This is a genomic window from Paractinoplanes rhizophilus (assembly GCF_042664765.1).
GTDB classification, from domain to species: domain Bacteria; phylum Actinomycetota; class Actinomycetes; order Mycobacteriales; family Micromonosporaceae; genus Actinoplanes; species Actinoplanes rhizophilus.
The window spans coordinates 20,799-46,891 of the sequence record NZ_JBHTBJ010000054.1 but is presented as its reverse complement, the minus strand read 5'-3'; the positions used below and the strand labels follow the sequence as shown (position 1 = coordinate 46,891).

Below are 26,093 nucleotides of genomic sequence, written 5' to 3'. Positions count from 1 at the left end.
GGCTGGCGCACGGCCGGGCTGGCGCACGGCCGGGCTGGCGCACGGCCGGGCTGGCGCACGATCGCGCTGGCGGGCGGCCCGGCTGACGCGCGACCGCGCTGCCGGCCGGCGGGGCCGGGTCAGGCGGCGCTGTCCAGGCGATATGCTCGGGCCTCCCGTCGGGTGATGACCTTGTCGGCCAGGCCGTAGGCGACCGCCTCGGCTGCTGTCAAGGTCATGCTGCGATCGGTGTCGGCGCGGATCTTCGACACCGGGTGGCCGGTGTGGTCGGCCAGGATCTGGTCCATCTCGGCGCGGACCTTTGCCACCTCCTTGGCCTCCACGGCCAGGTCGGGCAGTGTGCCGCGGGCCTGGCTGGACGGCTGGTGCAGGGTCACCTTGGCGTGCCGCAGCACCGACCGCTTGCCGGGGGTTCCCGCGGCGAGCAGGGCCGCGGCGGCGGACGACGCCTGGCCGACGCAGATGGTGGCGATGTCGCAGCGTACGAAATTCATGGTGTCGTAGATGGCGGTGAGCGCGCTGAACGAGCCGCCGGGCGAGTTGATGTACAGGCCGATCTCTTGCTCGCCGCTCGACTCCAGGTGGATGAGCTGGGCGATCACGACGTTGGCCACGCCGTCATCGATCTCGGTGCCGAGGAAGATGATGCGGTCGGACAGCAGCCGCGAGTAGATGTCGAAGGCGCGCTCGCCGGTCGCGGTCTTCTCGATGACAGTGGGGATCGTGTACTGGCTCATACGCCCAGTCCCATCGGCTCGCGGGTCATGGCCGGACGCACGTCGTCGACGCTGTCCAGGATGTGGTCGATGAGGCCGTACTCGCGCGCCTCGGTGGCGGTGAACCACCGGTCTCGCCGGCTGTCGCGCTCGACCGTGTCGTACGGCTGGCCGGTGTGCTCGGCCGTGAGCCGCAGCAGCAGCGTGCCGATCCGCTCGAGCTGCTCGGCGTAGATCTCGACGTCGGCCGCGGTGCCGCCGAAGCCGGCCGAACCCTGGTGCATGAGGATCTGCGCGTGCGGCAACGCGAAGCGCTTGCCCGGCGTGCCGGCGGTGAGCAGGAACTGGCCCATGCTGCCGGCCAGGCCGAGGGCGAGCGTGCTGACGTCGTTGGGGATCAGGCGCATGGTGTCGAAGATGGCCAGGCCGGCGCTGACCGAGCCGCCGGGCGAGTTGATGTACAGGCTGATCGGGGCCCTCGGGTCTTCGGCCGAGAGCAGCAGCAACTGGCCGCACAGCCGGTTGGCGACCGGGTCGTCGACCTCGGCGCCGAGAACGATGATGCGCTGATGCAACAGCCGCGCGACCACCTGATCGTCGACCGGCACCCCGGTGGGTGTCTGCATGATGTCTCCCTCGTGCTGGGCCGGAACTTCTGGATCCACCTTGGGGCGGGCGGAAGCTCCGGACCAAGCCGATCTGCCATCAGCAGACAGGGCCCTGCTGTCAGCAGAAAAACGCGTCAGCGGACAGGGCCAGCGGAAACCTCACTCGGCGACCAGCTCGCGCACCATCGGCGCGACCTTCGTGCCGAAGAGCTCCACGGCCCGGCTGCGCGCGCTGACGCTCTGCGCCCCGGCCGTGTAGATGAGGTCGAAGCGACCCACGCCCAGCGTCCGGACCGCCTTGGCGATCTTGCGCGCCACGGTGTCGGGCGAGCCGATGTACAGCGACCCGTACGCGACCTCGGCGTCGAACTCAGCACGCCGCAGCGGCTGCCATCCGCGCAGCTTGCCGATCCGGTCCCGGATCACCTTGTACGCCGGGTAGAACAGCTCCTTGGCCTCCTCGTCGGTGTCGGCCACGAAGCCGGGCGAGTGCATGCCGACCGGATGCGCGACCGTGCCCAGCTGCTCGGCGGCCCGCTGGTAGAGGTCGATGTACGGCGCGAACCGGTCGGGCTGCCCGCCGATGATCGCCAGCATCAGGGGGAGGCCGTGCCGGGCGGTGCGCACCACCGACTGCGGCGAGCCGCCGACGCCGACCCACGTGTCGAGCCGGCCCGACTCGGTCTTGGGGAACACGTCCGCGTTGTCCAGCGCCGCCCGCGTGGTGCCGCTCCACGTCACCGGCTGCTCGTCGAGCAGCCTCACGAACAGGTCGAGCTTCTCCTCGAAGAGGACGTCGTAATCGGTCAGGTCGTACCCGAACAGCGGGAACGACTCGATGAACGAGCCCCGGCCCAGAATCGCCTGGGCGCGGCCGTGGGACAGCGCGTCGACGGTGGCGAACCGCTGGTGCACCCGGACCGGGTCGTCCGAGCTCAGCACGGTGACGCCGGAGGCGAGCTTGATGCGCCGGGTGCGGGTGGCGATGCCGGCCAGGACCGTCTCGGGGGTGGCGATGGAGTATTCCGGGCGGTGGTGCTCGCCGAGGGCGATCACGTCGACGCCGAGATCGTCGGCCAGCACCGCCTCGTCGACGACCTGCCGGATCGCGGCGGCCTGCGAGACGGGTACGCCGGAGTCGTCCACCGGCACGTCGCCGAAGGTGTCGAGACCCAGCTCGAGATCACTCATGATGCCGTCCTCCTGTAATTGACATGTCAATCATGCGATTCGGCACGTCGAACGCGGAGGACCGCGAAGTTATGCCCGCGACTTGCGCACCAGCAGTTGGCGGTGGACGTCCTGCCAGATCGCGGTCAGCGTCCAGGTGGTGACCGACGCCACCCGTGCGGACCTGGTGACCTTCGAGCCGCCGGCGTGCTTTTGCGGGCACGGGTCGCCGGGCGACGGCGCCGGGCTGGTGCCCGAGATCCCGGCGTACGCGCCGCGGATCCGGAAGCCGGTCACGTCGCGATAGCCGGAACTGGCCCGCTTCACGGTGACGTTGAGCTCGTAATGCCCGTAATCGTGCGGGTGCACCACCCGGAACGGGCGCCCGCCGCAGGAGACCGCGTAGGTGTCCTCGCCCCGGAAGCCGTGCTGGAAGGCGACGCCGGCCGCCCGCGCGGTCAGCGTCGCCGGGGACCAGCCGAACGCCTCGCGGATCGCGCCCGCGCCGACGTAACCCGAGTTCGTGCCGGGATCGAAGGTCACCGGCGCCGGTGCGAGGCCGGCCGCGAGGGCCGCGGCGGCGGCGAGCTGGGGGAACATGTCCGACTCCTGACCTTGGCCTGCGCTTCCATCGCAACTAACGATCATTGCCGCCACGCGGCATGCCCCGCCGCGAAACCGCCGAAGCGGCAGGCCGGCCAAGCCCGCCGAAGCGGCAGGCCGGCATCAGCGTGCGAGCGCCGCCCCTTCCACGTCGACGGTTGGCGCCACCCGGTCCAGCCGCCGCGGCAGCCACCACGCCGCCCGCCCGAACAGCGAGATCGCCGCCGGCACCAGCACCAGCCGCACCACGAACGCGTCCACCAGCACCCCGGCTGCCAGCGCGAACGCGATCGGCCGGGTCACCGGGTCGCCGCCGGCCACGCCGCCGCCGAACACGCCGATCATGATCAGCGCCGCCGCGGTGACCACCTTCGCGCCGCGCCCGAAGCCGGTCGCCACCGCCTCCGGCGGCGTCGCGCCCCGCCGGTGCTCCTCGTGCATGCCCGAGACCAGGAACATCTCGTAGTCCATCGACAGTCCGAACAGGACGCCGATCACGATGGTCGGCAGGAAGCCGAGCAGCGGCCCGGATCCCCACTGGAACGCCACCACCGTGCACCCGAGCGCCGCGCCCAGGCTCAGCAGGAAGCTCAGCACCGCCTTGAGCGGGATCAGGATCGACCGGAACACCACCATCAGCAGCACGAACGCGAACCCGGCCACGAGCGCGAGATACCAGGGCAGCGCGTCGCGCAGATGGTCGGAGATGTCGATCGCCACCGCCGTCTGTCCGGTCACCAGCAGCGTCACTCCGGGCACCAGCCGCTGCTCCCGCAGCTTGGCGACGAGGGTCGCGGTCGCCGCATCCGAGGGACCACTTTCCGGTACGACGGTGAGCAGGGCATCGCGGCCGCGTACCCCGGAGGGCAGCACCCGCGCCACCCCCGGCACCGCCGCGAGCCGCTCGGTCAGCGGTCCCGGGTCGGGCGTGCCGCCGAACTCGGCCAGCACCAGCAACGGCCCGTTCGCCCCCGGGCCGAACCCTTCGGCGATCAGATCGTAGGCCCGGCGGTCGGTCGCGCCCGGCGGGTCGCTGCCGTCGTCGGGCAGCCCGAGCCGCATCCCGAGCACCGGCGCCGTGAGCACGGCGAGCAGGAGCACCGACAGCGTCACCGCGACGCCTCGATGCCGCACGACGACGCCCACCCAGCGCGGCGCGACCTTGGGCGCCGGCAGCCACCGCCGTCCGACCACCCGCCGCCCGGCCAGGCTCAGCAGCGCCGGGGTCAGGGTCAGCGCCATCAGCATCGCCACCAGCACAGCCCCCGCCGCGGCCAGCCCCATCTCGGTGAGGAACCCGACCCGGGCCACGGCCAGCCCGGCCAGCGCGATGATCACAGTGACCGCCGCGAACAGCACCGCCGACCCCGCCGTACCCGTGGCCAGCGCGATCGACGCACGCACGTCCTCGTTCCCGCCCAGCAGTTGCCGCCGGTGCCGATCGATGAGGAACAGCGCGTAGTCGATCCCGACCGCGAGCCCGAGCAGGATCGCCAGGGTGGGCGCCACCGAGTTGACCGACACCACCGCGGTGACGGCGTAGAGCCCGGCCAGCGAGATGCCGAGCCCCAGCACCGCGGTCAGCAGCGGCAGCCCCGCCGCGCTCAGCGAGCCGAACGTGACCAGCAGCACCACCAGCGCGATCAACAGCCCGATCCCCGGCGAGCTGCTCCCGCCCGGCGGCGGCGCCAGCTCCGACGACTCCGCCACCTCGAGCCCGGCCGACCGCACCTGATCGAGCACGCTCGGGGCCGGCGCGGTCGCGACGGTGAAATAGCCGATCCGGCCGTCCGGCGCGACCGTGGGCCGCGTGCCCAGCGGGGCCAGCGCGGTCCGGTACTCGGCAAGCGTGTGCCCGGCCGGCGCCGCCACGACCACCCGCCCGCCGCCGCCCCCGCCGCCGAACTCCCGGTCCACCTGATCGAGCGTCTCGGTCGACTGAAGCCCCGAGACGGTGAGCTTGGTGTCGAGCGGCTCGGCGAAGCGCGCGGCCAGCCCCACCGCGAGCACCAGCACCACCGCCCAGGCGCCCACCACCAGCCACCGGCGCCGGGCGCAGAACGCGCCGACCCGGGAAAGAATCGCAGCCACGGCGATCTCCCTTTCTCTTGGAAGTCGCCGTCGATGCTCGTCACGGACGTCGAGGCCGAGCACCACCCACGGGTGGGAGCCCGGGTGGGAATTACGCGTCCGAGCGGCCCAGGGCGATGGCGGCCGCGTGGGCGCGGTCCCGCGCGCCGAGCTTGGCGAAGATCGAGTTGATGTAGCTCTTCACCGTGGCCACGCTCAGGAACAGCTCGGACGCTATCCGGGCGTTGTTGTGCCCCAGCGTGATGGCCTCCAGCACGTCCGCCTCGCGCGCCGTCAGGGTGGGGAAGCGCTCGCGCAGGCCGGGCTGCGGGGCCGCCTCGGTGAAGCCGCGCACGAGCCGGTCGGCGATCTCCTTGGCGAACGTGGCCTGCCCGGACGCGACCGACCGGACGGCCGCCGCGAGCTCGGCGCGGCCGGCGTCCTTGGTCAGGTAGCCGCGGGCTCCGGCGCGCAGGGCGCCGGCGAGGGAGTCGTCGTCGGCGTAGGTGGTCAGGACCAGCACCGCGGTGCCGGGCGCCTCGGCCACGATGCGGGCGGTGGCGCCGGCGCCGTCCAGGACCGGCATGCGCAGGTCCATCAGGACCACGTCGGGCCGCAGCTCCAGGGCCAGGCGCACCGCCTCCGCGCCGTCCGCGGCGTCGCCGGCCACCTCGACGCCCTCGGTCAGGCCGAGCAGGGTGACCAACCCGTCGCGTACCGTCGCCTGGTCGTCGGCCACCAGCACGCGGATCACTTCGCCGACCTTCCGGGCAGGCGCAGCACAACTTCGAAGGACGGCCCATCGCGTACGGCCATGGTGCCGCCCGCCTCGGTCACGCGCTCGCGCATGCCCGCCAGGCCGTGCCCACCGCCCGGCGAGGCGTCGCCCGCACCGTGGACCGCCGGGGTGGTCGCGGTGATGGTCAGCATGGTGTCGTCCCAGTCCAGATCCAGGGTGGTAGCCGCGCCGGGGGCGTGCCGCCGGGCGTTCGTCAGCAACTCTTGCACAGCGCGCCGGACGGCGGTGCGGGACGCGGCCTCCAGGGCGCCGCGGTCGGCGTCGCCGCGGACGGCGATCTGGCCGCCCAGGGCGCGGTGCGCGTCGGCGAGGGCGGCGACCACGGCGGAGAGCGGCTCGTCGGGCTCGCGGAGCGCGGTGACCGCCTCCTTCGCCTCGTTCAGGCCCGAGACGGCCAGCTTGCGGGCGGCCCGGACCCGGTCGCGGGCCTGGTCGCTCCGGCCCGACTCGAGCAGCGCGTCGACCGCCTCCAGCTGGATCACCAGCCCGCCGAGCGAATGGGCCAGCACGTCGTGCAGGTCGCGGGCGATCCGGGAGCGCTCGGTCAGCGCGGCGACCTGGGCGCGTTCCTGCTCGACCGCGAGCCGTTCCTCGAGCAGGGCCCGCGCCTGCTGCTCGGTTGTCCGGTGCTGTCGCCGGCTCATGCCGCCGAAGCCGGCGATGGACAGCAGCGACACCACGCCGACCAGCGCGCCCGGCTTGGCCGGCTCGACCAGCAGGCTCAGCCCGGCGAGCAGGGCCGACCCGGCGGCGGCCGCCCCGACCAGGCGCAGCGGGACCACGGGGGCGCCGGCCAGGGCGAGCAGGGCGATGGCCGCCGGAACGAAGGCGACCACGTCGGTGGTGGCCCCGGCCAGCGAGCCACCGGCGATCATGCCGAGGTAGAGGGCGGTGCGGACGCGTACCCATCGCTCCGGCAGCAGAACGGCCGGCGGCCAGAGTGACCAGGCCGCCCAGGCCGCCACCGCCAGTGCCGCCGGCGCGTCGTGCAGCGACCGCTGGGCGAGGTCGAAACCCACGATGACGACGCCCAGCAGGTTGAGCATCACCGCCCACGGGCGGCGCGCCGGATAGGAGGGCACGGGTCTATCTTCCGGCCACCCGCGTGGCGCCGCGCGGCTGGCGCGCCGAGATCACGAACGCGCTCGCGGCCCGGTTGAGCGCCAGGAACAGCAGGATCGAGCCGGTCGAGACGGCCACCGCGGAACCCATCCGGTGGCCCACCACATCGAGCGTGACCCGGACCGCGACCAGACCGACCCAGATGCCCACGCCGAGCCAGCCGGTGCGGCTCTCGATCATCCCGGGGTCGGCCGGGGCCGGACGGAACTGGGCGATCCGCCCCATGACCACCCCGGAGGCCAGCGCGAACGCGGCGGACAACGTCAGGATCAGCACGTCGGCGGGGTGGATCGTGGTGGTCTGCCGGGCCAGCGCGACGATGCCGACGGCGCCGAGCACGAGCGGCAGCTTCCACATCCGGGCCGGGTCGACCGCGCGCCAGGACAGCTGGCGGGAGCAGATGTACGCGATGAGGCCCAGGCCGATGCCGAGGTTGGTCAGCGTGATCGTGGTCATGCGTCGAGAGTGGGCGCCGGCGCCGGATCCGCGTACCACCCACGGGTGGCAATCGGGTTGGTGCTTGCCTCCGGCGGTGCGCGGCGCGGCGTGAGCCGGCCCACAAAGACCCGCGGCGCGCGGTGGAACGCACCCGCGCCGACCAGGGGCCAGTGGGGGACAGCCCTACCGGCCCGGGCCCGAAACCGCGATGTGAGCAGGGAGATGTTTCCGTTCGTGGTGCGGGCCGGCCGGGCAGCAGGGTCGCGTCCGCAGCTTTCTCGCATCGGAAAGGAACGTCGCGATGCCGTACATCACCACAGCCGACGGAGTCCAGATCTACTACACCGAGCAGGGCACCGGGCAGCCCATCGTGTTCAGCCACGGGTGGCCGCTCAGCTCGGACGCCTGGCAGGTCGAACTGAAGAGGTTCGCCGACGCCGGGTACCGGGCCGTCGCGCACGACCGGCGCGGGCACGGCCGGTCGGAGAAGACCTATTCCGGCAACGACATGGATACGTACGCGAAAGACCTGAGCGCGGTCGTCGAAGCGCTGGATCTGCACGACGTGGTCCTGGTCGGCCACTCGACCGGTGGTGGCGAGGTGGTCCGCTACGCCGCGCGGTACGGCCAGCCGCAGGGCCGCGTCGCCCGGGTGGTCACGGCGGGCGCCGTGCCGCCGCTCATGCTCAGGACCGACGCCAACCCGGACGGCCTGCCGATCGAGGTGTTCGACGGCATCCGGGCCGCGGTGCTCAAGGACCGGTCGCAGTTCTGGAAGGACCTGACCGAGAGCTTCTTCGGCGCCAACCGCGGCCGCGCGGTCTCGTCGGGCGACAAGGACGACTTCTGGCGGCAGGGCATGCTGGTCAACCTGGCCGCCGCGTACGACTGCGTCAAGGCGTACTCGGAGACCGACTTCACCGAGGACCTCAAGGCGCTCGAGGTGCCGATCCTGATCGCGCAGGGCGACGACGACCAGATCGTGCCGATCGCCGACGCCGCGTACAAGGCGATCAAGCTGGTGAAGCGCGGCACGCTGAAGGTCTACGAGGGTGCGCCGCACGGCATCCAGGGCGACTACCAGGACCGGCTCGACCAGGACATCCTCGACTGGATCAAGGGCTGACCGACCGCGGCCGGGCGGCGGGCGTCCGCGTCCGGGTGTAGAAAGGCTCGGTGAGCGCCACCGATGCATTTCGCGACCTCGACGCGTACGTCCGGCTGCCCCGCCTCGGCGGGTTGTGGCTGTCGCCGGACGGGCGCCGGCTCGTCGTCGGCGTGGGCACGCCCGACCGGAAGAACACCCGCTACGCCACCGCGCTGTGGGAGGTCGACCCGGCCGGGGAGCGTCCGGCGCGGCGGCTCACCCGCAGCGCCAAGGGCGAGACGGCAGCGGCTTTCACGCCCGCGGGCGACCTGCTGTTCACCTCGGCCCGGCCCGAGCCCGACCCGGCGGACGACGACGAAACCCGGCCGGCGCTGTGGCTGCTGCCGGCCGGTGGCGGCGACGCCCGGGTGGTGGCCAAGCCGCGCGGCGGCGTGCAGGGGCTGGTCATCAGCGAGTCGGGCACGATCGTGGCCGGCTCGGCGCTGCTGCCGTCGGCCGGGGGCCTCGAGGCCGACGCCGAGCTGCGCAAGAAGCGCACGGACGCCGGGGTCTCGGCGATTCTGCACGAGGGATATCCGATCCGGTTCTGGGATCAGGATCTCGGTCCCGACCGGCCGCGCCTGATCGCCGGCGAGCTGCCCGGCGGCGAGCTGCCCGGCGGCGACGAGCCGATCGAGCTGCGCGACCTCACCGGGCACGCCGGACGGGCGCTGAGCGACGAGTACGGGTGGGACATCACGCCCGACGGCCGCACGGTGGTCGCGGTGTGGACCGTGGCCGAGCGCGGCGGCTCGGAGCGGCCCACGCTGGTGGCGATCGACGTGGCGACCGGCGAGCGGCGGGTGTTCGCCGACGACCCCGGCCACGAGTACGCCCAGCCGCGCGTCTCGCCGGACGGCACGAAGGTGGCGGTCGTCGTCTACCGGCGGTCCACGCTGGACGATCCCGGCGACGAGTGGCTCGCGCTCGTCCCGATCGCCGGCGGCGAGGCGGAGGACCTGACCGCGGGCTGGGACAGATATCCGTACGGCGCCCGCTGGACGCCGGACGGCGCGGCGCTGATCGTGACGGCCGACGACCGTGGGCGCGCGCCGCTGTGGCGGGTCGACGCCGCGACCGGCGAGGTCACCCGGCTCACCCAGGACCGCGGCGCGTACGGCGACATCCGGGTCTCGCCGGACGGCCGCTGGGTCTACGCGTTGCGCAACGCCGTCGACAGCCCGCCGTCCCCGGTCCGCATCCCGCTGGATCGGGCCGGCGACGCCGAGCCGCTGCCCGGCCCGGCGCCCGCGGTGGCCGTACCCGGGAAATTAGAGGAAATCGCGGCCGAGGCCGCCGATGGGACGCCGCTGCGCGCCTGGCTCGCGCGGCCCGAAGGCGACGGCGAGAGCCCTCTGCTGCTGTGGATCCACGGCGGGCCGCTGGGCTCGTGGAACGGCTGGTCCTGGCGGTGGAACCCGTGGCTGGCGGTGGCGCACGGGTACGCGGTGCTGCTGCCCGACCCGGCGCTGTCCACCGGCTACGGCCGGGAGTTCATCAAGCGCGGCTGGGGCGCGTGGGGTGACAAGCCGTTCACCGACCTGATGGCGCTGACCGACGCCGCCGTGCGGCACCCCGGCATCGACGCCGGCCGCACCGCCGCGATGGGCGGCTCGTTCGGCGGCTACATGGCGAACTGGGTGGCCGGGCACACCGACCGGTTCGACGCGATCGTCACGCACGCCTCGCTGTGGGCGCTCGACCAGATGATGACCACCACCGACGCGGCGTTCTACTGGGCGCGCGAGCTCACCGCGCCGCGGCTGGAGGCGAGCTCGCCGCACCGCTCGGCCGACGCGATCACCACGCCGATGCTGGTCATCCACGGCGACAAGGACTACCGCGTCCCGATCGGCGAGGCGTTGCGGCTGTGGTGGGACCTGCTGTCGCGGGCCAAGAACGAGGATGGCTCCAGCCCGCACAAGTTCCTCTACTACCCGGACGAGAACCACTGGATCCTCAAGCCCGGCAACGCCAAGGTCTGGTACGAGACGGTGTTCGCGTTCCTCGACCACCACGTGCGAGGGGAGGACTGGCGGCGGCCCGAGCTGCTGGGATGACTCGGGTGCACCTTCCCAGCGACGCCGAGATCAGAGCCCTGCACGAGCGCCTCGCGCCGGACGCCGACGCCTTCGAGCTGGTGTACACGCATTGCGAGATCGTGGCCGGCATCGCGGCCGGGCTGGCCGGCCCAGCACTCGACGCCGGACTGGTGCGCGCCGGATGCCTCGTACACGATATTGGTGTTTATCGCCTCGACGGCCCCTATATCAGGCATGGCGTCATCGGGTACGGGATCATGCGGGAGCTCGGGTTCTCCGAGGCGCTGAGCCGGTTCTGCGCGCGGCACACCGGGGTGGGGATCACTCGGGACGACATCGCGCGGGCCGGGCTGCCGCTGCCGCCGGGGGATTATGTCGCGGAGACCGCGGAGGAGCGGCTGGTGATGTACGCCGACAAGTTCCACAGCAAGACCAGCCCGCCGGCGTTCGTCACCGCGGCCACCTATCTGCGGGAGATCGGCCGCTTCGGGCCGGACAAGGCGGCGGCCTTCGCCGCGATGGTCGCCGAGTACGGGGAGCCGGACCTGGCGCCGATGGCGGCCGCCTATGGGCACGTGATCCGCTGAGTCGCGGTGGTCGCCTGCGCTCGGAGTGCGTTTCCCTTCACGGCCGATCGGTCAGGACCTGGCACCGGCCAGCTCGGGCTGGGGCTCCGCCGCCCGGGCGCGCCCCGGCAGCACGAACGACAGCAGCACCGCCACCCCGGTGAAGCCGACCGTCCACCAGAACGCCCGGTCGAACGCCTCGGTGAGCGACCCCGTCCCGGCCGCCGAGGTGGCCAGGATGACGGCGAGCAGAGCCACCCCGGCCGACCCGCCGACCTGCTGGGCGATGCGGGTCACGATGCTGGCGTGCGGGACCTGCTCGCGCTCGAGGCCGACGAACGCCGCCGTCATCAGCGGGATCATCACCATGCCGAGGCCGAGGCCGCGCACGAACAGCGCCGCCATCAGCGCCCCGATGCCGGTGTGCGCGCCGGCCAGCGCGAACGGCACGGTGGCGACGCCGACCAGCACGAAGCCGAGGACCGACACCCAGCGGGCGCTGAGGCGCTCGAGCAGGTGCACGGCGGCCGGGCGGCTCAGCAGCGAGCCGACGCCCTGCGGGATCAGCAGCAGGCCGGCCCCGAGGGCGGTCATGCCGCGCAGTTGCTGCCAGTAGAGCGGGAGCAGCAGCATCGCGCCGTAGAGCGAGGCGCCCGAGAGGAACATGAGCGCGGTGGCGGCCCAGGTCGAGCGCGAGCGCAGCACCTCCAGGTCGACCAGCGCCGCGCCGCGCCGGCGCAGCGCCCAGAGCACGAACGCGACCAGCAGCGCGGCGCCGCCCGCCAGCGGGACCAGGACGTCGGGGTGGGCGAAGCCGCCGTCGCCGCTGACGTTGGACAGGCCCCAGAGCAGCGCGACCAGGGCCGGCGAGAGCAGGGCCAGGCCCACCAGGTCGAGGCGGCCGCGCCGGCCCGGGACGTCGGCCGGGATCAGCCGGGCGGCGAGGACCAGGCCGATCAGGCAGAGCGGGACGTTCACCAGGAAGAGCCAGCGCCAGTCGCCGGCGCCGAGGATCAGGCCGCCGATCACCGGACCGAGGATGGGGCCGGCCGCGATCGGCAGCGCGACCACCGACATCATCCGGCCGCGGTCGCGCTCGGCGGTGGCCTGCATGATCATCGTGGTCATCAGCGGGATCATCGCGCCGCCGCCGAGGCCCTGGACCACGCGGAACGCGATGAGGCTGGGTGCGCTCCAGGCGAGCGAGCAGAGCACCGAGCCGAGCAGGAACAGCACGAGGGCCGCCGTCCACAGGCGCTTGGCGCCGAGGCGGCCCTGCAGCCAGCCGACGGTGGGGATGACGACGCCCAGCGCCAGCAGGTAGGCCGTGCTGACCCACTGGATCGTGCCGACGCCGGCGCCCAGGTCGATGGACAGCTCGTGCAGCGCGACGCTGACGATCGTGGAGTCGAGGATGACCGCGATGCCGCCGGCGATCACCGCGATGGCGGTGCGCAGCGCACCGGGGTCGATCTTGGAAGTGGACATCGAGCGCCGCCCTTAAGATGCGCGAATGTATCTTACGAGGCAACGATAGGTCGCGTACGTAAGATACGCAAGTGCATCTTAAGGGTGGCGTTTTGCCGCTTTCCGAGCGGGCACGGTGGTGGCGTGCAGACGTTCCTGCCGTACCCGGGCTTCCGGGAGAGCGCCGCCGTGGCTCGGCGATCCCGGCCTGCACCGCAGCCACCGGTCGGCGCTGCTGCGCAAGGATGCCGCCTACTACCGCGACGTGTTCACCGATGTGCCGGATGACCTGCCCTATGTATGGCCTTCGCCTCGTACATAGCGGCGTCGGCGCGCGCGATGAGCTCGTCGGGGGTGTCCGTGCCCGGCGCTGACCAGGCAACCCCGACGCTGGCGCGGGGCGCCCCGCCGTCGTCCTCGCCGAGCACGGGCAGCAGGCCGGCGCCGATCCGCGCGGCCTCGGCCGGCCCGGGCACGTCGTGCAGGATCACCAGGAACTCGTCGCCGCCGATGCGGCCGACCACGCCCGGCGGCGGCACGGCCAGGCGCAGGCGGGACGACACCTGGGTGAGCAGCTGGTCACCGGCGGCGTGGCCGTACCGGTCGTTGATCTGCTTGAAGCCGTTGAGGTCGAGGAACACGACCGCGATGCCGGCCTCGGACTCCGCCACCGCCTCTTGCAGGGCGGCCATCGTCGCGGCGCGGTTGTGGCAGCCGGTCAGCGGGTCGAAGGTGGCCCGGTGCCGCAGCTCCTCGCGCAGGCGTACGTCCTCGGTCACGTCGGCGAGACAGATGATGGCGCCGGTCACCGTGCCGTCGTCGCCGGTGAGCGCGCGCAGGCTGGCCCGGATCCGGCGCACGCCCCGGCCGGGCTCGCGGCTGCCGTACTCGACGTCGACGTCGCCGCCCGAGCCGAGCACCTCGGCGATCGCGTCGTCGGCGACCGGCCGGTCGGCCGGCAGGATCCCGTCGAGCTGGTCGCCGAGCACGTCGCCGGTGCGGGCGCGCAGGCCGCGGGCCGCCCGGTCGTTGAGGTAGGTGATCCGGCGCTCCGCGTCGATCTGGAGGATGCCCAGCGGCAGCGTCTCGGTGAGCCGGCGCATCAGCTGCTCGGCGGCGCGGACGGCCTCCTGGGCGGCCATCTCGTCGGAGATGTCCAGCATCTCGGCGACCACGCCGGGGTGGTCGGGGTCGGCGAGGTGGTTGTGGTTGGTGATCTCGAACCAGACCGCGTGCCCGTCGCGGTGCAGGTGCCGCAGGCGTACCCGCCGGGCCGCGCCGGGCGGGGTGCTCAGCATGTCCATCCAGCTGGCGATGGCCCGCTCGTGGTCGTCCGGATGCACCAGCTCCAGGCTGCGCACCCCGACCAGCTCGGCCGGCGACCAGCCGAGCAGCGCCTGCGCCTCGGGCCCGGCCTCGGCGATCACCGCGGTCTGGTCCTTGCGCACGGTCACCAGCCGCGGTCGCACGTCATCGTGGGTCAGCGTCAGCTCGGCGGAGTGGTCCTCCATGCCGGTGAGCAGCGCGGCGTAGACGCCGAGCCGGTGCGTGACGTCGATGAAGTGCACCCGTACCTGCTGCTCGGGCGCGGCGAGCAGGCGTACCAGGCAGTTGCCCACGCCCTCGTGCAGCGCCCGCGACCAGGTCTCGATGACGGCGCGCTGGTCGTCGGCGACCACGAGCCCCAGCATCGAGGCCGGCCCCTCGATCGGGCGCAGACCGCTGGCGGCCAGCTCGTCCGGCAGCGGGACGAACAGCCCGGTCGACGAGACCGCCGCGATGAACGCGCCGGGGTGCTGAGCAATGGTGGCGGCAAGGACGGCATCCCGGCCCACGGGATCCATCAACCGGTCTTCGGCCATGCGGTTGCACATCGGCAGCCGTGCCACATAGCTGAGCGGATCGGTCTTACTCTTTGACGCCGATGTGCTCGAGGGGCGGGGTGCTTACTCCTTGACGCCGATGTGCTCGAGGGGCGGCGTGCGGAGCAGCTGCCGTACCGGCCAGATCGTGGCGACCAGGGCGAGCGCGGGGGTCCCGCCCACCACGGTGACCCACCCCAGCGCCGGGACGTAGGGGATCGGGCTGCCGGTCAGCGCCCGCACGATCGAGCCGAGCGTGAGCGCCGCGACGGCCCCGCCGATCAGGACCGCCGTCCCGAGCAGCCCGGCCTGCTCGGCGCCGACCATCCGGCGGATCTGCCGCCGGGCCACCCCCACCAGCCGCAGCAGGGCCAGCTCGCGCCGGCGGGCGAGCGCGGCCATCACCATCGTGGTGGCGGCGGCCAATGCGGCGTAGCCGACCATGATGCCGATCAGCATCCGGTTGAGCCAGGCGCTGACCGCGAGGTCGGTGCCGATCACCCGGGTGCGGGTGGCGGCGTCGAGCACGGCGCTGCCGGGGTGCCCGGCGCTCCAGGCGGCCAGCGATGCCGCGCCGCCCGGGCCGGTGCGCACCAGCACCTCGTCGTCGGCGTCGCGCGGGAGATGCCCGGCGACGGTCTCCTTGGCCAGCGTCACCTCGCCGAATCCGAGTCCGCGCCGGTAGATGGCGACGACCTTCAGGGAGGCGGGGGTGCCGTCGCCGAGCCACAGCGTCGCCGTGTCGCCCACGTGCCAGCCGGACGAGGACGCCTGCATCGCCGAGAGCGTCACGGTTCCCGGGCCCAGAGCGGCGAGGCTGCCCTCCAGCACGCCGAGGTCCATGGTGGCGGCCAGCCCGGCGGGGTCGACCGCCTGCGCGCCGACCGCTCCGATGCCGTCGAAGGACTTCACCACCACAGACGTACGCCGGATGCCGGTCGCCGCCACGACGCCGCCGAGCGCGCGGATCTCGGACGCCGGACCGCCGACCACGACGCGGTCGGCGAGCGTGCCCACGCGGTTCTGCGTGGTGGTCTGCCGGGCGAGGTTGTTCTGCAGGAACCACATCGACCCGCCGAGGCCGACCGCCAGCACCAGCGCCGTCAGCACGGTCGCCATGCCCTGGGCGTTGGCCCGCAGGTTCTTCGCGGCCAGATAGCCGCTGGCCCGCCACACCCGGTTGAGCACCGGGGTCAACAGCCGGGCCGCGAACGCGTTGATCCAGGGGGCGAGCAGCGCCACCGCGACGACGAACAGAAACAGCATCCCGATGGCGCCGGCCATCGCGGCGGCGATGCCGCACCGACAGCCCGACCGTGCCGGCGACGACGAAGACGATCAGCATGACCACGTAGCCGCCGAACGCGGAGCCGGCCTCGACGAGCAGGGTGCGGGCGGCGAGGCCCGCCGACTGCTCGGCGTCGCCGCGCCGATCGCCCGCGTAGGTCTTGACGCCGACAGCCCGTGCGATGGAGTCCACATCGGATGCGCGGACGCCGATCGCGTCGTACCGCCCGGGATGCGCGGAGAGCCGGGACGCCTGCGCGCCGGTGAAGAACACCTGCGGCGACCCGGTGTCGACGGTCGCGCGTACCCGATAGGACTTGAGCGTCCCGGTGACCACCAGCTTGAGACGGTCGCCCGTCGAGGCGCCGAGCCGGATGTCGGCCACCACCTCGTCGTCGGCCTGCGGCGCGGCGACCGGCGGCCCGCCGATCTCGTCGTCGGGGTGCGGTGCGGTCGGCGGCGGGCCGCCCGTGAAGGCGTACACGTCGAAGGAATGACCGATCGCCGGGGGTGAGTCGATGATGATCCGGTCGTCGCCGGCGACGGCCGTGACCCCCGGCACCTGGCGGATTTCGCGACCAGCCCGGCGTCGATCGTGCCCTCGGGCAGGGTGGCGGTGGCCGTGGTGACGTCGCCGCCGAACTCCTTGTAGGTGTGGCTGATCTCGCGGTTCGCGACGATCAGGTCGGCGGAACGGAAGAGTCAGTTTGGCGCGCCCGACGAAATGATCTTGCGCTGAACCGACGGTAATGAGTTGTGTCGCGTCGGCGGGCGGAATGAATTGAGCCGCGCTGACGGACCGGAATGAGGTGCACCGCGTCAGGGGGGAGAACGGTTTTTCGCGCTGGGGGACCGAAACGATTTGTGCCGCGTCGGCGGGCGCGTTCGGGTGCGGGTAACCGCGGATTCGACAGACACCGCCGAATCGCCTTGATTTGGCTGCCGAATGCATGGCGCGGCCAAATACGGACTGACTGCTGACTGCCGCGCGACTGCCGATCGAGGCTCCGCTGCCTGCTCGAAGCGGCGGGTCTGGCGGACCTGGCCGACGTGGGTTGGAGGGCGTGTGCTGCCGGGTGACCCACGTGGGCTGGCCGGGCTGGTCGCGGTGCGCGGGCTCGGCGGGCTGGTCGGGCTGCGCGGGCTGGTCGCGGCGCGCGGGCTCGGCGGGCTGCGCGGGCTGGTCGGGGCTGGTCGGGGTGCGCGGGCTCGGCGGGCTGCGCGGGCTCGGCGGGCTGGTCGGGCTGCGCGGGCTCGGCGGGCTCGGCGGGCTCGGCGGGCTGGTCGCGGTGCGCGGGCTCGGCGGGCTGCGCGGACTGGTCGGGCTGCGCGCGCTCGGCGGGCTGCGCGGACTGGTCGGGCTGCGCGCGCTCGGCGGGCTCAGCGGGCTGGTCGGGCTGCGCGGGCTGGTCGGGCTCCGTGGGCTGGACGGGCTGCGCGACCCGGAGGGGCTGCGCGACCTGGACGGAGTTGGCGGGCGGCACGCCGGGTGTGGCCTGGCCGGCCGGCCGGGAGTGGTGGACCTGTGCGGCGTGGGAGCGCTGAGCCACCGGCGAAGGGGCGGCGACTGCCCGGTCGGGCCGGGGTGCGGTGGTCGCCTCTGGGTGGACGGCGTCGGCTTGCTGGCGGCGGAGCTTTTGGGCGTGCCGTTGAGTTAAGCCCCACGCTCGATGCCGGGCGTGCTCCTGGCGGAACGCCTCGGCTGCTGGGGAATAGTGGCGCGAGCGGGTGCGGTCACGCATTTGCGTCAATTGTGCTCTGGTGAATAGCGCCAGCTGCGTCATGCCACCATTATTTCAGCTCTGGGAATGCGCCGGTAAGGCCGGAACTCGGGTCGATCATGCCAATTTCAAGCCGGCGCGTGGCCGGAGGAGAGGCGTATGCCCATTGCGTGCATAGACAGGGAAGGCGAGCCGGTGTTTCAGCCGCCGTGGGAGTGGTTGACCCGGGTACCGAACTCGGGTTCGGGTCCATGGGTGCGTTGGGGCAGGCGCAGCAAGGGGCTGCGGCTCCGGGGTCGGTGGGCGCGAGGGGGCGGGCGTGCAAGGCACCGTGAGCTCGGGCTCGGGGTCGACGCGGCCACGACGAGGCCACGACGACACCACGACGACACCACGACGCGGCCACGACGACACCACGACGCGGCCACGAGGGGCCCACGATGCGGCCACGACGGGCCAAGACGGGGCGCGATGGGGCAGGCGCGACAAGACAACGCGCCGATCTTCGCCGGTGAGCTGTTGGGCCATTGACATCCATGACCGCCTGGCGACAGCGTTGTCATCGACGGATGTCGACTCGTCGTGGGAGGCGCATCGTGCTCGGTCGTGGGGTTGTCGCGGTGGTTCTGGTTGCGGGGCAGCTGATGGCGCCGGTCCGGGGGCATCGCGCCGCCGCGGTGGTGTCGGGGAACGCGCGCTTTCAAGTCCTCTCGCCCACGCTGATCCGCACCGAGTATGCGCCGGACGGGAAGTTCACCGACGCGGCCACGTTCAACGTGGTCGGGCGGGACAAGTTTGCGCCGGCCAAGTTCACCAGCACCACCGCCGGCGGCTGGCTCACGATCGACACCGGGGCCGTGACGCTGCGGTACCGGGTGGGCTCGGGCGCGTTCACCGGCGACAATCTGACGCTGCGTCTCAACTCGGGCCGGCAGGTCGTGCAGGCCGCGCCCTGGGCCGGGCGCGCCACGCCGGACTGTCCGCTCGCGACGCTCTGCGAGGCCGAGTCGCTCGCGCTGCGCGGCCCGGGGGTGGCGAACGACCACAGTGGATACACCGGGTCCGGGTTCGCGGCGGGGTTCCAGGCCACCGGTGACTCGCTGCGCTTCGCCGTCACGGCCGCGGGCGCGTACCAGCTCAGCCTCCGCTACGCCAACGCCACCGGCGGCGACGGGCAGAACACCACACGCACCCTCACCGTGACGGTGGACGGCGGCTCAGCCCGTACGATAACGCTGCCTCCCACCGGAAGCTGGGACACCTGGGCCGTCGCCACCGCCTCGCTCGATCTCGCGGCCGGCCGGCACGAGATCGCCCTGACGCGCACCGCGGCCGACTCGGGCAATGTCAACATCGACAGCCTCGCGGTGGTCCGGCCCGGCGACGCCTTCCCGGCGCCGGCCGTGCCGGCGCCGAAGCCGTGCGCCTTCGGCACGCTGTGCGAGGCCGAGACCGGGTCACTCGCGGGCGGCGCGGCGCCGGCTCACGACCATAACGGGTACGCCGGGAGCGGGTTCCTCGCCGGCCTGGAACGCGCCGGAGCGGGCGACGCCATCACCGTCACCGGGGTGCCCAGCGCGGGGACCTACCGGGTGCAGCTCCGCTACGCCAACGGAAAGGCGGGCGCGCAGCCGGTGCAGTCGCGCACCATCACGGTCAACGGGACTTCGGCCACGCTAGCGCCGACGAGTGGCTGGGACTATTGGCGTACGGTGTCGGTCCCGGTCTCCCTCACGGCCGGAACCAATACGGTGACCCTCGGGTGTCCCACCGACGCCAGTTGCAACGTCAACCTCGACACGGTGGCCGTCACCACCGCGGACGCGCCGCTGCTCGCCCCGCACGCGCCGCTCGGTGGCTACCGGCGCGGGCTCGACGGCGTCGACGGCGGGGCGCTGACCGCGCCCGGCCTGCTTTTTCAGGACGGGTGGTCGCTCCTGGACGATTCGCTCACGCATCAGGACGGCTATCTTTTCGGGTACGGCCAGAGCTACGCCCAGGGTCTGCAGGACCTCGCCACGCTGACCGGGCCGACGAAGCTGCTGCCGCAGTGGGCGTACGGCGTCTGGTACTCCGAGTACTACGACCGCACCGCCGCCGGTTTCCAGCAGATCGTCGAACGGGCCCGCACCGAGGGCGTGCCGCTCGACGTGCTCGTGGTGGACACCGACTTCAAGTCGCCGGACAGGTGGAACGGCTGGACCATCGACCCGGCGAAGTTCCCCGACCCGCACGGCTTCGTCGACTGGCTGCACGCCCGGGGAGTGCGCACCGGCTTCAACATCCACCCGAGCATCCTGGGCTCGGACCCGCGCTTCGCCGCCGCCCAGGCCACCGCCAAGGGCAAGCTGCAGCGGGTCGGCTGCAACGGCGGCGCCGACTGCTACGTCTTCGACTGGGGCGATCCCGACCAGCTCGCCGCCTACCTCCAGTTGCACCGATCCATGTATAACAAGCCCGACTTCTGGTGGCTGGACTGGTGCTGCGACGGATCCCGGTCGTCGAAGGCCGACGTCACGCCGGACGCGTGGATCAACCAGAAGTACGCCGACGAGACCGGGTTCGCGTTCTCCCGGGCGTACGGGTCGCTGCAGTCCGGCGGATACGGCAGCCCGACGGCGGTGCCGACCGGGCCCTGGGCCGACAAGCGGACCACCCTGCATTTCACCGGCGACACCACGTCGAACTGGGAGACGCTGCAGTTCGAGGTCGGCTACACCGGCGGCGAGTCGGTGGCGACCGGGCTGGCCGCGGTCAGCCACGACATCGGCGGGCACACCAACGGCCTGCAGCAGCCGGGCACCGAGCCGGGCAGCACCAAACTCCCCGACGACCTGTACGCACGCTGGGTCCAGTTCGGAACGTTCCAGCCGATCGACCGCCTGCACTCCAACCACAGCGACCGCCTGCCCTGGCAGTACGGGCCGGCCGCGAACGCGTCGGCGAAGAAGTTCCTGAACCTGCGCAAGACCCTCCAGCCGTACACGTATCGCGCCGCCACCGAGGCGACCCGCACCGGCACCCCGATCGTGCGGCCGCTCTACCTGGCCTACCCCGGCGAGCAGGAGGCGTACGCGACGGCCGGCGCCGAGTACCTCTACGGCCCGGACATGCTGGTGGCCCCGGTGACGACGCCCGGGGCCACCGCCACCACCACGGTGTGGTTCCCGCCCGGCTCGACCTGGAGGGACTATTTCACCGGCCGCACCTATCCCGGCGGCACGACGGCCACCGTCACCACGACCTTGGACACCATGCCGGTGTTCCTGCGAGGTGCGGTATGACTTCCCGATGCGGAAAATTCCGCAAAGATGATGTTCTCACCGGCGGTTCGTGATCGAATTCGAGCGATGTTCGCTTTCCGGTGGCCGGCACGCCCCCACGCGCGAGGCAACTGACCTCTTGTCACCAGGCGGTTGTGCGGGAACTAGGATGACAGCGCGTTGGCGTGTTCCATCACGCCGGCCCTTCCGGAACACGCCGGCCGAGTGGGAGAAGACGTTGAGTCAACGGTCGATATACGACCTCCGTTACAGCGGTGATGGATATGACATGCGATCCACCATCCCGGTATTGACGGCCGAGTCGGTCGTGCTTCGATCCGCAGCGCGGCGGGCGGCCGCGACATTCGGTGACTCCTGCGCTCTCTCGCTTCTCGATTTCGGATATGGCACCGGCCGTGTCACCAATGACTTCGCGCTGGAATTCCCTGGCGATTTCGGGAGTTCCGGTCTCGATCTGCATGTGATCGCCTACGATGTATCCGGCGTCGGGCTGACCAAGGCGATGCGAAAGCTGACGAAGGGTCACGGGTTCGACATCGACGACGACGTGACCTTCAATCTGTTCGCCGACACTGGCTATGTCGCCGGTTCGGCGAGGCGAATGACCGACGCCACGACGACGACCGTGACCTTCGTTCATGGCAATGAGCACGACGACAGCACGACCGTACGAGACCTGGTGTTGGAGGCGAACGGCGACGAGCCGTTCTCGTTGACCACGTCGTGGTACAGCGCACTTTCGCACATCCCAACGGTCGCTCGGCGTGCCGCATTCTTCGACATGCTGTCGGAGGTGACCGACTCTCGTGGCGAGATTGTCGTGGCACCGTCCGTGTCGGGTGATCTCGTGGACCTGCAGCAGTATTGGAACGAACGACGCCTGGCCGGCGACATCGGCGATTTCCGATTGAGATCGAGGGCGACGTCATCTACCAGACCGAGTTGTCGCAGGAAAACTTCTGGCACGTCTTCGGCACCGATCTCTGGGAGCTGCTGGAGCGGAACCTCGGGCCGGGTCAGACGGGCTGGTTGGAGGCGATCAGGCTGCCCGGCGAGGAGTTCCGGTCACGCGAGGAGGAGCAGGCCAACTATCGCGGAACGCAGGAATTCAATCGGCGGGTGGGTCGCCGCCCGTGGACGGCAGCTGAATATCGGTCGGTCCATACGGCGGCGGCGGTCCGGACCGGCTCCACCGTCCTCGAAGCGAATTGATTCTCGACCGCGGCGGCTCGAAACGCGGAAGTTCGCGAAGAACGATGATGTCGGTCTTCAAGAGGTGTCGCTGATGCACCTGAACCCGAAAAAGGCATTCAAAGTTGCGCAGTCCACGTATTTCTCGGTAGAAATGGTCCTCGAAGGTCAGCCGGGCGCCGGCCCAGGTACCGTAGCCGTAGAGGCCGCAGATTTGCACGAGACTCTTGTCCGGGGCAAATGGTCCCATTCGCTGGCGTAAACTGTCCGGGTCTTGCGGTCCTCGAGTGTCATCGAATCATTGTCCATCCGGAAGCCCGATCCGGTCTTCTCCGGCAACGTAGCGGTGAGGCTGTTCACCTCGGTGCCGCCGAGCAGGATCATATTCTGCCGGTACTGGCCGTCGGAAACCTCGGACGCATAAGCGATCTCGAACGATGATCCGAGCGCGGCAAGACCATTGGTCATCTCATGGACGGCGTGCACGTCGCCAAGACCGACCAGGCCGGAAGGTTCCAGATGGTTGAACCGCGGAAACTCGCCGACGAACAGCAGGGAGCGGGAGCGGAGCGTGCGCTTACCCCAAAACGTACGGCCACGCCGGGCGCGCGCCAACTGGAAGAACCCGCGGGTCAACACGCCGGCGACGAAGACGATGACGGCCGCAACGAGGTTGATGACGAGATCCCTGACGTCGCTCACAGACCGACTCCCTCGATAACCTTCGTCGCCCTTCCGTTGCGATGGTATCGTCGGCCCCCTATGCGCCGAATGTTCGTATAGCGGGCATTCTCCTTGCATTCCGCACGCCAATTGCGATCAAGAAAGCGCGCGTCGGGCCGCCTCCGTCAATCGATGAGCAAGATTGGCAGCTCGGCTGACAACGCCCCGGTGGAATCATTCAACGCGACCTTCAAACGCAAGACCCTGCAGGCACCCGGCTGCCCTACGGCACGCCGGGCGCGTGCTTCCTCGGTCAGGTCGTCCCGCTCGATGATGAGCACCCGGTCGGCGTCGTCGCTGAGCACGCGCGCGGCCATCAGCCCGGCGACGCTGCCGCCCAGGACGACGGCTTGCGGGACTGATCGGCGGCCGGCCTACGACGCCGCGTAGACCGCCAGCCACGACTGGCCGCTGTACGTCGGGCGGATCTCGTCGGTGCCGAGCAGCGTGCTCAGCTCCGCCCGGGTCAGGAAATGGTAGGACGACGCGCGCAGGATGCGCGCGTTGATCGCGCCGACGACCAGCAGCGGCAGGAGGAAGCGCCACAGCGCGAGAACACCGTGCTCGCGCACGATCGGGCCCATCGCGGCGCCGGCGCGCGGGGTGGTGAGCACCAGCCGGCCGCCCGGGGCGAGGCGGCTCTTCAGCGTGGCGAGTGCGCGCGCCGGGTCGGGGAGGGCGTAGAGCACGTGTCCGCACACGATGACGTCGAAGACGCCGCTCACCTCGGCCAGGTCGCCGTCGAGGTCGGCGCGCACGTGGCGGACGCCCGGGTTCTTGCGGCGGGAGCGGCGGAGCATCACCGCCGACAGGTCGGCCGCCACGATCTCGGCCGGTTGTTTCGCGGCCAGCGCGCGCGTCAAGTTTCCGGTGCCGCAACCGGCGTCGAGCACGCGCCCGGGCCGCTCCGGCACCTCCCCGACGATTTCACGGACCATTTTCTCGTACGGGCGCAGCCGCGCGACCGCGTCGTAGCAGCGGGCGTAGACGTCCCAGAGCGCGGTGTTCATGCCCGGATCCCGTCGTCCATGAAGTCCGCGACCGCGTCCCGGCCGGCGGCCCGGAGCTGGGCCGTGAAGTCGCCGACCACGCCCCACGCCGGATAGGCGAGCGTCTCGGGGTGCGTGCCGGGATAGGCGCCGTCGAGCCGGATCGCCCGCGTGCCGACGGTGATCGCGCCGGGCAGGGCCCGCTCGAGGGTGGCCCGCATCGCCGGGATCACGCTCATCACCCAGAACCGGTCGCCGCCGCGGAGGCTGTCGTGATACATCGCCCGGTAGACGTGCAGGGTGGCGATCCGCGGCGCGTCCGGCGCCTTGGCCACCCCGGCCGGCTCGGCGATCCGCTCGGGCGGGCACCCGTCGAGCGCCGCCGGGCGGTCGTCGCCCATCAGGTGCAGGGCCGGGAGCGGCCCGCCGCTGATTTTCGTGGCCACCGCGACGAGCCGGCCGTCCTCGTCGTACGACCCGAACCACCGGACCCGGTGCGCCGCGGACCGGTCGTGCCACGGCAGCCAGCCCTCGCGGGTCAGCGCCCCCTCGCGGAGGTGCCCGCCCCGGACGTACGCGTCAGCCTGAAGCCTTTTGGCCGCCGCCAGCGCGACCGGTTCGATCAGCGGGCGGCACTCGAAAGCCCTCAGCAGCACCGGCCCATGGCATCACACCCGGTCAACGGCCGCCATCGCCGCGCCGGTCAGCTCGACCGAGCGCACCCGGTCCTCGGTCTCCAGCGCCTGATGCGTCGTGATGACCTCGTCGGCGTGGACCCCGGCGGCGAAGGAGGTCAGGTAGTCGCGGACCTCCTGCGGGGTGCCGGCCACGCTGTAGCGGGTCATCGACGCCAGCTGGGCGCCGTTCGGCGAGGCCAGGAACTCGTCGATCTCGGCGTCGGTGAAGTTGCGGCCGACCCCGCCGCGGGAGATGAACGCCCGGGTGCGCGCCCGGTAGGCCACCTTCATCTGCTCGGCGGCCACGTCCCGGTCCGCGGCGGCGAAGACGTTCACGCCGGCCATCACGTACGGCTCGGCGAGCTGCTCGGACGGCTTGAAGGTGTCGCGGTAGAGCGCCACCGCCTGGTGCAGCGCGTCGGGGGCGAAGTGCGAGGCGAACGCGTACGGCAGGCCGAGCTGGGCCGCGAGCCGCGCGCCGAACAGCGACGACCCGAGGATGTACAGCGGCACCACCTCGTCGGCCCGCGGCACCGCCTGCACGCCCGGAACCCGGCTCTTGCCGGTCAGGTAGCCCTGCAGCTCCAGCACGTCGTCGGGGAACGTGTCGGCCGCGGTGGGGTCGCGGCGCAGCGCGAACTGGGTGTTCTGGTCGCTGCCCGGCGCCCGGCCCAGACCGAGGTCGATGCGCCCGGGGTGCAGCGCGGCGAGCGTGCCGAACTGCTCGGCGATCACCAGCGGCGAGTGGTTGGGCAGCATGATCCCGCCGGCCCCGAGCCGGATCGACTCGGTGCGGTCGGCGATGTGGCCGATGAGCACGCTGGTGGCCGACGAGGCGATGGTCGGCATGTTGTGGTGCTCGGCGTACCAGACCCGGCGGAAGCCGCTGCGCTCGGCCGCTCGAGCCAGCTCCACCGAGGCCGCGAAACTTTCCCGCACCGACCGGCCGCGCCGCACCGGCGCCAGATCGAGCAGGGAGAGAGCAAGAGGCATGATCCCGACCCTAGCTCCGCGGTAGGGGGTGCCGGTTGGCTCCCCGGTGTGACGACCGGCACCGGATCCGGTACTTACGCTGCGCGCCATGACATCTCTGGTGCGATTTCTGATCGGCGCCGATCCGCCCCGGATCGGCGGCCGGCGCGAGCGGGTGGCGATGGTCCTGGCCGTCGTGGCGGCGGCCTATTTGGCGTACGCGGGAACCACGTACCTGGACCTGAAGTCGGGCCTGCCGTGGCCGCTGTGCGCGCTCGGCGGCCTGGCCCTGGGCGCCCCGATGGCGCTGATCGCGACCCGGCCGCTGCTCGCGTGGCGGCTGATCTGGCCGGCCTCGGTGATCACGGGGGTCGCGGTGCAGGCCCACCACCGGACCCCGTTCTCCTGGCACCCGGCGATCCTGGCGGCGCAGGTGGCGATCCTGTTCGTGGTGGCGCGGCGGCTGCCCTACGCGGTGAGCCTGTGGGCCTGGGCGAGCATGGCGGGCCTGGTGTGCCTGTCGTTCTTCCCGGCCGACCGGCTGCCGTTGATCGAGCTGATCACCTTGATCACCGCCATGGCGTGGGGCCTGCGCGGCCCGCACCGCTCCACCGAGAGCCGCGTCGCCCGGCGATGACC

Annotated in this window: 25 protein-coding genes and 1 pseudogene; 9 read left to right on the top strand and 17 right to left on the bottom strand. The window is 72.0% G+C overall.

Annotated features, from left to right (window positions below):
* Positions 1-119: 119 nt before the first annotated feature.
* From ACFQS1_RS37020 to ACFQS1_RS36985, 8 genes are all read right to left on the bottom strand, one after another.
* Complete coding sequence (locus ACFQS1_RS37020) at positions 120-737, bottom strand: ClpP family protease (protein WP_378977067.1); 618 nt, start codon at positions 735-737, stop codon at positions 120-122.
* Positions 734-1,342 carry a ClpP family protease gene (locus ACFQS1_RS37015; protein ID WP_378977065.1) on the bottom strand — a complete coding sequence of 203 codons (609 nt, stop codon included), beginning with the start codon at positions 1,340-1,342 and terminating at the stop codon, positions 734-736. Before ACFQS1_RS37015 ends, ACFQS1_RS37020 begins: the two co-directional genes overlap by 4 nt.
* Positions 1,343-1,483: 141 nt before the next feature.
* Entirely contained in the window at positions 1,484-2,515 is a 1,032-nt protein-coding gene (locus ACFQS1_RS37010) for an LLM class flavin-dependent oxidoreductase (RefSeq protein ID WP_378977063.1), read from the bottom strand.
* Between the two features lie 69 nt (positions 2,516-2,584).
* Positions 2,585-3,094 (bottom strand): hypothetical protein, encoded by a 510-nt coding sequence (locus ACFQS1_RS37005; protein WP_378977061.1) that lies wholly within the window; start codon positions 3,092-3,094, stop codon positions 2,585-2,587.
* Between the two features lie 126 nt (positions 3,095-3,220).
* A complete protein-coding gene (locus ACFQS1_RS37000; protein WP_378977059.1) occupies positions 3,221-5,188 on the bottom strand; it encodes an MMPL family transporter in 1,968 nt (655 codons plus the stop codon).
* A 91-nt stretch (positions 5,189-5,279) separates the two neighbouring features.
* The gene (locus tag ACFQS1_RS36995; RefSeq protein ID WP_378977057.1) at positions 5,280-5,921 is read right to left on the bottom strand and encodes a response regulator transcription factor; all 642 of its coding nucleotides are present in this window, start codon (positions 5,919-5,921) and stop codon (positions 5,280-5,282) included.
* On the bottom strand, positions 5,918-7,048 hold the full coding sequence (locus ACFQS1_RS36990) for a sensor histidine kinase (RefSeq protein WP_378977055.1): 1,131 nt from the start codon (positions 7,046-7,048) through the stop codon (positions 5,918-5,920). Before ACFQS1_RS36990 ends, ACFQS1_RS36995 begins: the two co-directional genes overlap by 4 nt.
* A gap of 4 nt (positions 7,049-7,052) precedes the next feature.
* Positions 7,053-7,544 carry a hypothetical protein gene (locus ACFQS1_RS36985; RefSeq protein WP_378977053.1) on the bottom strand — a complete coding sequence of 164 codons (492 nt, stop codon included), beginning with the start codon at positions 7,542-7,544 and terminating at the stop codon, positions 7,053-7,055.
* 283 nt (positions 7,545-7,827) lie between these two features.
* Between ACFQS1_RS36985 and ACFQS1_RS36980 the strand changes: the two genes are divergently transcribed.
* Genes ACFQS1_RS36980 through ACFQS1_RS36970 form a run of 3 tightly spaced genes read left to right on the top strand, consistent with a single transcriptional unit; the run spans position 7,828 to position 11,302 of the window.
* Complete coding sequence (locus ACFQS1_RS36980; RefSeq protein ID WP_378977051.1) at positions 7,828-8,652, top strand: alpha/beta fold hydrolase; 825 nt, start codon at positions 7,828-7,830, stop codon at positions 8,650-8,652.
* A 50-nt stretch (positions 8,653-8,702) separates the two neighbouring features.
* The gene (locus ACFQS1_RS36975; RefSeq protein ID WP_378977049.1) at positions 8,703-10,733 is read left to right on the top strand and encodes a S9 family peptidase; all 2,031 of its coding nucleotides are present in this window, start codon (positions 8,703-8,705) and stop codon (positions 10,731-10,733) included.
* Entirely contained in the window at positions 10,730-11,302 is a 573-nt protein-coding gene (locus tag ACFQS1_RS36970) for an HD domain-containing protein (protein WP_378977047.1), read from the top strand. The genes ACFQS1_RS36975 and ACFQS1_RS36970 overlap by 4 nt, the downstream gene beginning before the upstream one ends.
* A 51-nt stretch (positions 11,303-11,353) precedes the next feature.
* Here ACFQS1_RS36970 and ACFQS1_RS36965 read toward each other — a convergent pair whose 3' ends face one another.
* Positions 11,354-12,769, bottom strand: a complete 1,416-nt coding sequence (locus tag ACFQS1_RS36965; protein WP_378977045.1) for an MDR family MFS transporter — start codon at positions 12,767-12,769, stop codon at positions 11,354-11,356.
* Between the two features lie 130 nt (positions 12,770-12,899).
* Here ACFQS1_RS36965 and ACFQS1_RS36960 point away from each other — a divergent pair.
* Positions 12,900-13,070, top strand: a pseudogene (locus ACFQS1_RS36960) (MSMEG_6728 family protein); the annotation flags it as partial.
* Here the strand turns inward: ACFQS1_RS36960 and ACFQS1_RS36955 are convergent.
* Positions 13,018-14,610: a diguanylate cyclase domain-containing protein gene (locus tag ACFQS1_RS36955; RefSeq protein WP_378977043.1), complete on the bottom strand. Its 1,593-nt coding sequence runs from the start codon at positions 14,608-14,610 to the stop codon at positions 13,018-13,020. The pseudogene ACFQS1_RS36960 and the gene ACFQS1_RS36955 sit on opposite strands and share 53 nt — an antisense overlap.
* Before the next feature lie 84 nt (positions 14,611-14,694).
* Positions 14,695-15,894 carry an FtsX-like permease family protein gene (locus ACFQS1_RS36950; protein ID WP_378977041.1) on the bottom strand — a complete coding sequence of 400 codons (1,200 nt, stop codon included), beginning with the start codon at positions 15,892-15,894 and terminating at the stop codon, positions 14,695-14,697.
* Between ACFQS1_RS36950 and ACFQS1_RS36945 the strand changes: the two genes are divergently transcribed.
* From ACFQS1_RS36945 to ACFQS1_RS36935, 3 genes are all read left to right on the top strand, one after another.
* Positions 15,881-16,411 carry a hypothetical protein gene (locus ACFQS1_RS36945; protein ID WP_378977039.1) on the top strand — a complete coding sequence of 177 codons (531 nt, stop codon included), beginning with the start codon at positions 15,881-15,883 and terminating at the stop codon, positions 16,409-16,411. The two genes, ACFQS1_RS36950 and ACFQS1_RS36945, sit on opposite strands and share 14 nt — an antisense overlap.
* Positions 16,412-16,973: 562 nt before the next feature.
* Positions 16,974-17,555, top strand: coding sequence for a hypothetical protein (locus ACFQS1_RS36940; RefSeq protein ID WP_378977037.1), 582 nt, complete (start codon positions 16,974-16,976; stop codon positions 17,553-17,555).
* Between the two features lie 683 nt (positions 17,556-18,238).
* Positions 18,239-20,902, top strand: a complete 2,664-nt coding sequence (locus ACFQS1_RS36935) for a TIM-barrel domain-containing protein (protein ID WP_378977035.1) — start codon at positions 18,239-18,241, stop codon at positions 20,900-20,902.
* A gap of 172 nt (positions 20,903-21,074) precedes the next feature.
* Here the strand turns inward: ACFQS1_RS36935 and ACFQS1_RS36930 are convergent, their stop codons facing one another.
* Entirely contained in the window at positions 21,075-21,554 is a 480-nt protein-coding gene (locus ACFQS1_RS36930) for a hypothetical protein (protein ID WP_378977033.1), read from the bottom strand.
* 212 nt (positions 21,555-21,766) lie between these two features.
* Between ACFQS1_RS36930 and ACFQS1_RS36925 the strand changes: the two genes are divergently transcribed.
* Positions 21,767-22,114, top strand: a complete 348-nt coding sequence (locus tag ACFQS1_RS36925; RefSeq protein ID WP_378977031.1) for a hypothetical protein — start codon at positions 21,767-21,769, stop codon at positions 22,112-22,114.
* 147 nt (positions 22,115-22,261) lie between these two features.
* Here ACFQS1_RS36925 and ACFQS1_RS36920 read toward each other — a convergent pair whose 3' ends face one another.
* The 5 genes from ACFQS1_RS36920 to ACFQS1_RS36900 form a co-directional block, all read right to left on the bottom strand.
* The gene (locus tag ACFQS1_RS36920) at positions 22,262-22,795 is read right to left on the bottom strand and encodes a hypothetical protein (RefSeq protein WP_378977029.1); all 534 of its coding nucleotides are present in this window, start codon (positions 22,793-22,795) and stop codon (positions 22,262-22,264) included.
* Positions 22,796-22,941: 146 nt separating this feature from the next.
* Positions 22,942-23,133, bottom strand: coding sequence for a hypothetical protein (locus tag ACFQS1_RS36915; protein WP_378977069.1), 192 nt, complete (start codon positions 23,131-23,133; stop codon positions 22,942-22,944).
* Positions 23,134-23,190: 57 nt separating this feature from the next.
* Entirely contained in the window at positions 23,191-23,826 is a 636-nt protein-coding gene (locus ACFQS1_RS36910) for a class I SAM-dependent methyltransferase (protein ID WP_378977027.1), read from the bottom strand.
* Complete coding sequence (locus tag ACFQS1_RS36905) at positions 23,823-24,461, bottom strand: hypothetical protein (RefSeq protein WP_378977025.1); 639 nt, start codon at positions 24,459-24,461, stop codon at positions 23,823-23,825. The genes ACFQS1_RS36910 and ACFQS1_RS36905 overlap by 4 nt, the downstream gene beginning before the upstream one ends.
* A gap of 12 nt (positions 24,462-24,473) precedes the next feature.
* The gene (locus tag ACFQS1_RS36900; protein WP_378977023.1) at positions 24,474-25,475 is read right to left on the bottom strand and encodes an LLM class flavin-dependent oxidoreductase; all 1,002 of its coding nucleotides are present in this window, start codon (positions 25,473-25,475) and stop codon (positions 24,474-24,476) included.
* 88 nt (positions 25,476-25,563) lie between these two features.
* Here ACFQS1_RS36900 and ACFQS1_RS36895 point away from each other — a divergent pair, with 88 nt between their 5' ends.
* Positions 25,564-26,091, top strand: coding sequence for a hypothetical protein (locus tag ACFQS1_RS36895; RefSeq protein WP_378977022.1), 528 nt, complete (start codon positions 25,564-25,566; stop codon positions 26,089-26,091).
* The last annotated feature ends 2 nt before the right edge of the window (positions 26,092-26,093 follow it).

Excerpts from the sequence above, each read along its gene's own strand:
- ACFQS1_RS37020 (WP_378977067.1), bottom strand. The coding sequence starts at position 737 with ATGAGCCAGTACACGATCCCCACTGTCATCGAGAAGACCGCGACCGGC.
- ACFQS1_RS37015 (WP_378977065.1), bottom strand. The coding sequence starts at position 1,342 with ATGCAGACACCCACCGGGGTGCCGGTCGACGATCAGGTGGTCGCGCGG.
- ACFQS1_RS37010 (WP_378977063.1), bottom strand. The coding sequence starts at position 2,515 with ATGAGTGATCTCGAGCTGGGTCTCGACACCTTCGGCGACGTGCCGGTG.
- ACFQS1_RS37005 (WP_378977061.1), bottom strand. The coding sequence starts at position 3,094 with ATGTTCCCCCAGCTCGCCGCCGCCGCGGCCCTCGCGGCCGGCCTCGCA.
- ACFQS1_RS36985 (WP_378977053.1), bottom strand. The coding sequence starts at position 7,544 with ATGACCACGATCACGCTGACCAACCTCGGCATCGGCCTGGGCCTCATC.
- ACFQS1_RS36980 (WP_378977051.1), top strand. The coding sequence starts at position 7,828 with ATGCCGTACATCACCACAGCCGACGGAGTCCAGATCTACTACACCGAG.
- ACFQS1_RS36970 (WP_378977047.1), top strand. The coding sequence starts at position 10,730 with ATGACTCGGGTGCACCTTCCCAGCGACGCCGAGATCAGAGCCCTGCAC.
- ACFQS1_RS36965 (WP_378977045.1), bottom strand. The coding sequence starts at position 12,769 with ATGTCCACTTCCAAGATCGACCCCGGTGCGCTGCGCACCGCCATCGCG.
- ACFQS1_RS36955 (WP_378977043.1), bottom strand. The coding sequence starts at position 14,610 with ATGGCCGAAGACCGGTTGATGGATCCCGTGGGCCGGGATGCCGTCCTT.
- ACFQS1_RS36945 (WP_378977039.1), top strand. The coding sequence starts at position 15,881 with ATGGCGCCGGCCATCGCGGCGGCGATGCCGCACCGACAGCCCGACCGT.
- ACFQS1_RS36950 (WP_378977041.1), bottom strand. The coding sequence starts at position 15,894 with ATGGCCGGCGCCATCGGGATGCTGTTTCTGTTCGTCGTCGCGGTGGCG.
- ACFQS1_RS36915 (WP_378977069.1), bottom strand. The coding sequence starts at position 23,133 with ATGGCCGCGCGCGTGCTCAGCGACGACGCCGACCGGGTGCTCATCATC.
- ACFQS1_RS36910 (WP_378977027.1), bottom strand. The coding sequence starts at position 23,826 with ATGAACACCGCGCTCTGGGACGTCTACGCCCGCTGCTACGACGCGGTC.
- ACFQS1_RS36900 (WP_378977023.1), bottom strand. The coding sequence starts at position 25,475 with ATGCCTCTTGCTCTCTCCCTGCTCGATCTGGCGCCGGTGCGGCGCGGC.
- ACFQS1_RS36895 (WP_378977022.1), top strand. The coding sequence starts at position 25,564 with ATGACATCTCTGGTGCGATTTCTGATCGGCGCCGATCCGCCCCGGATC.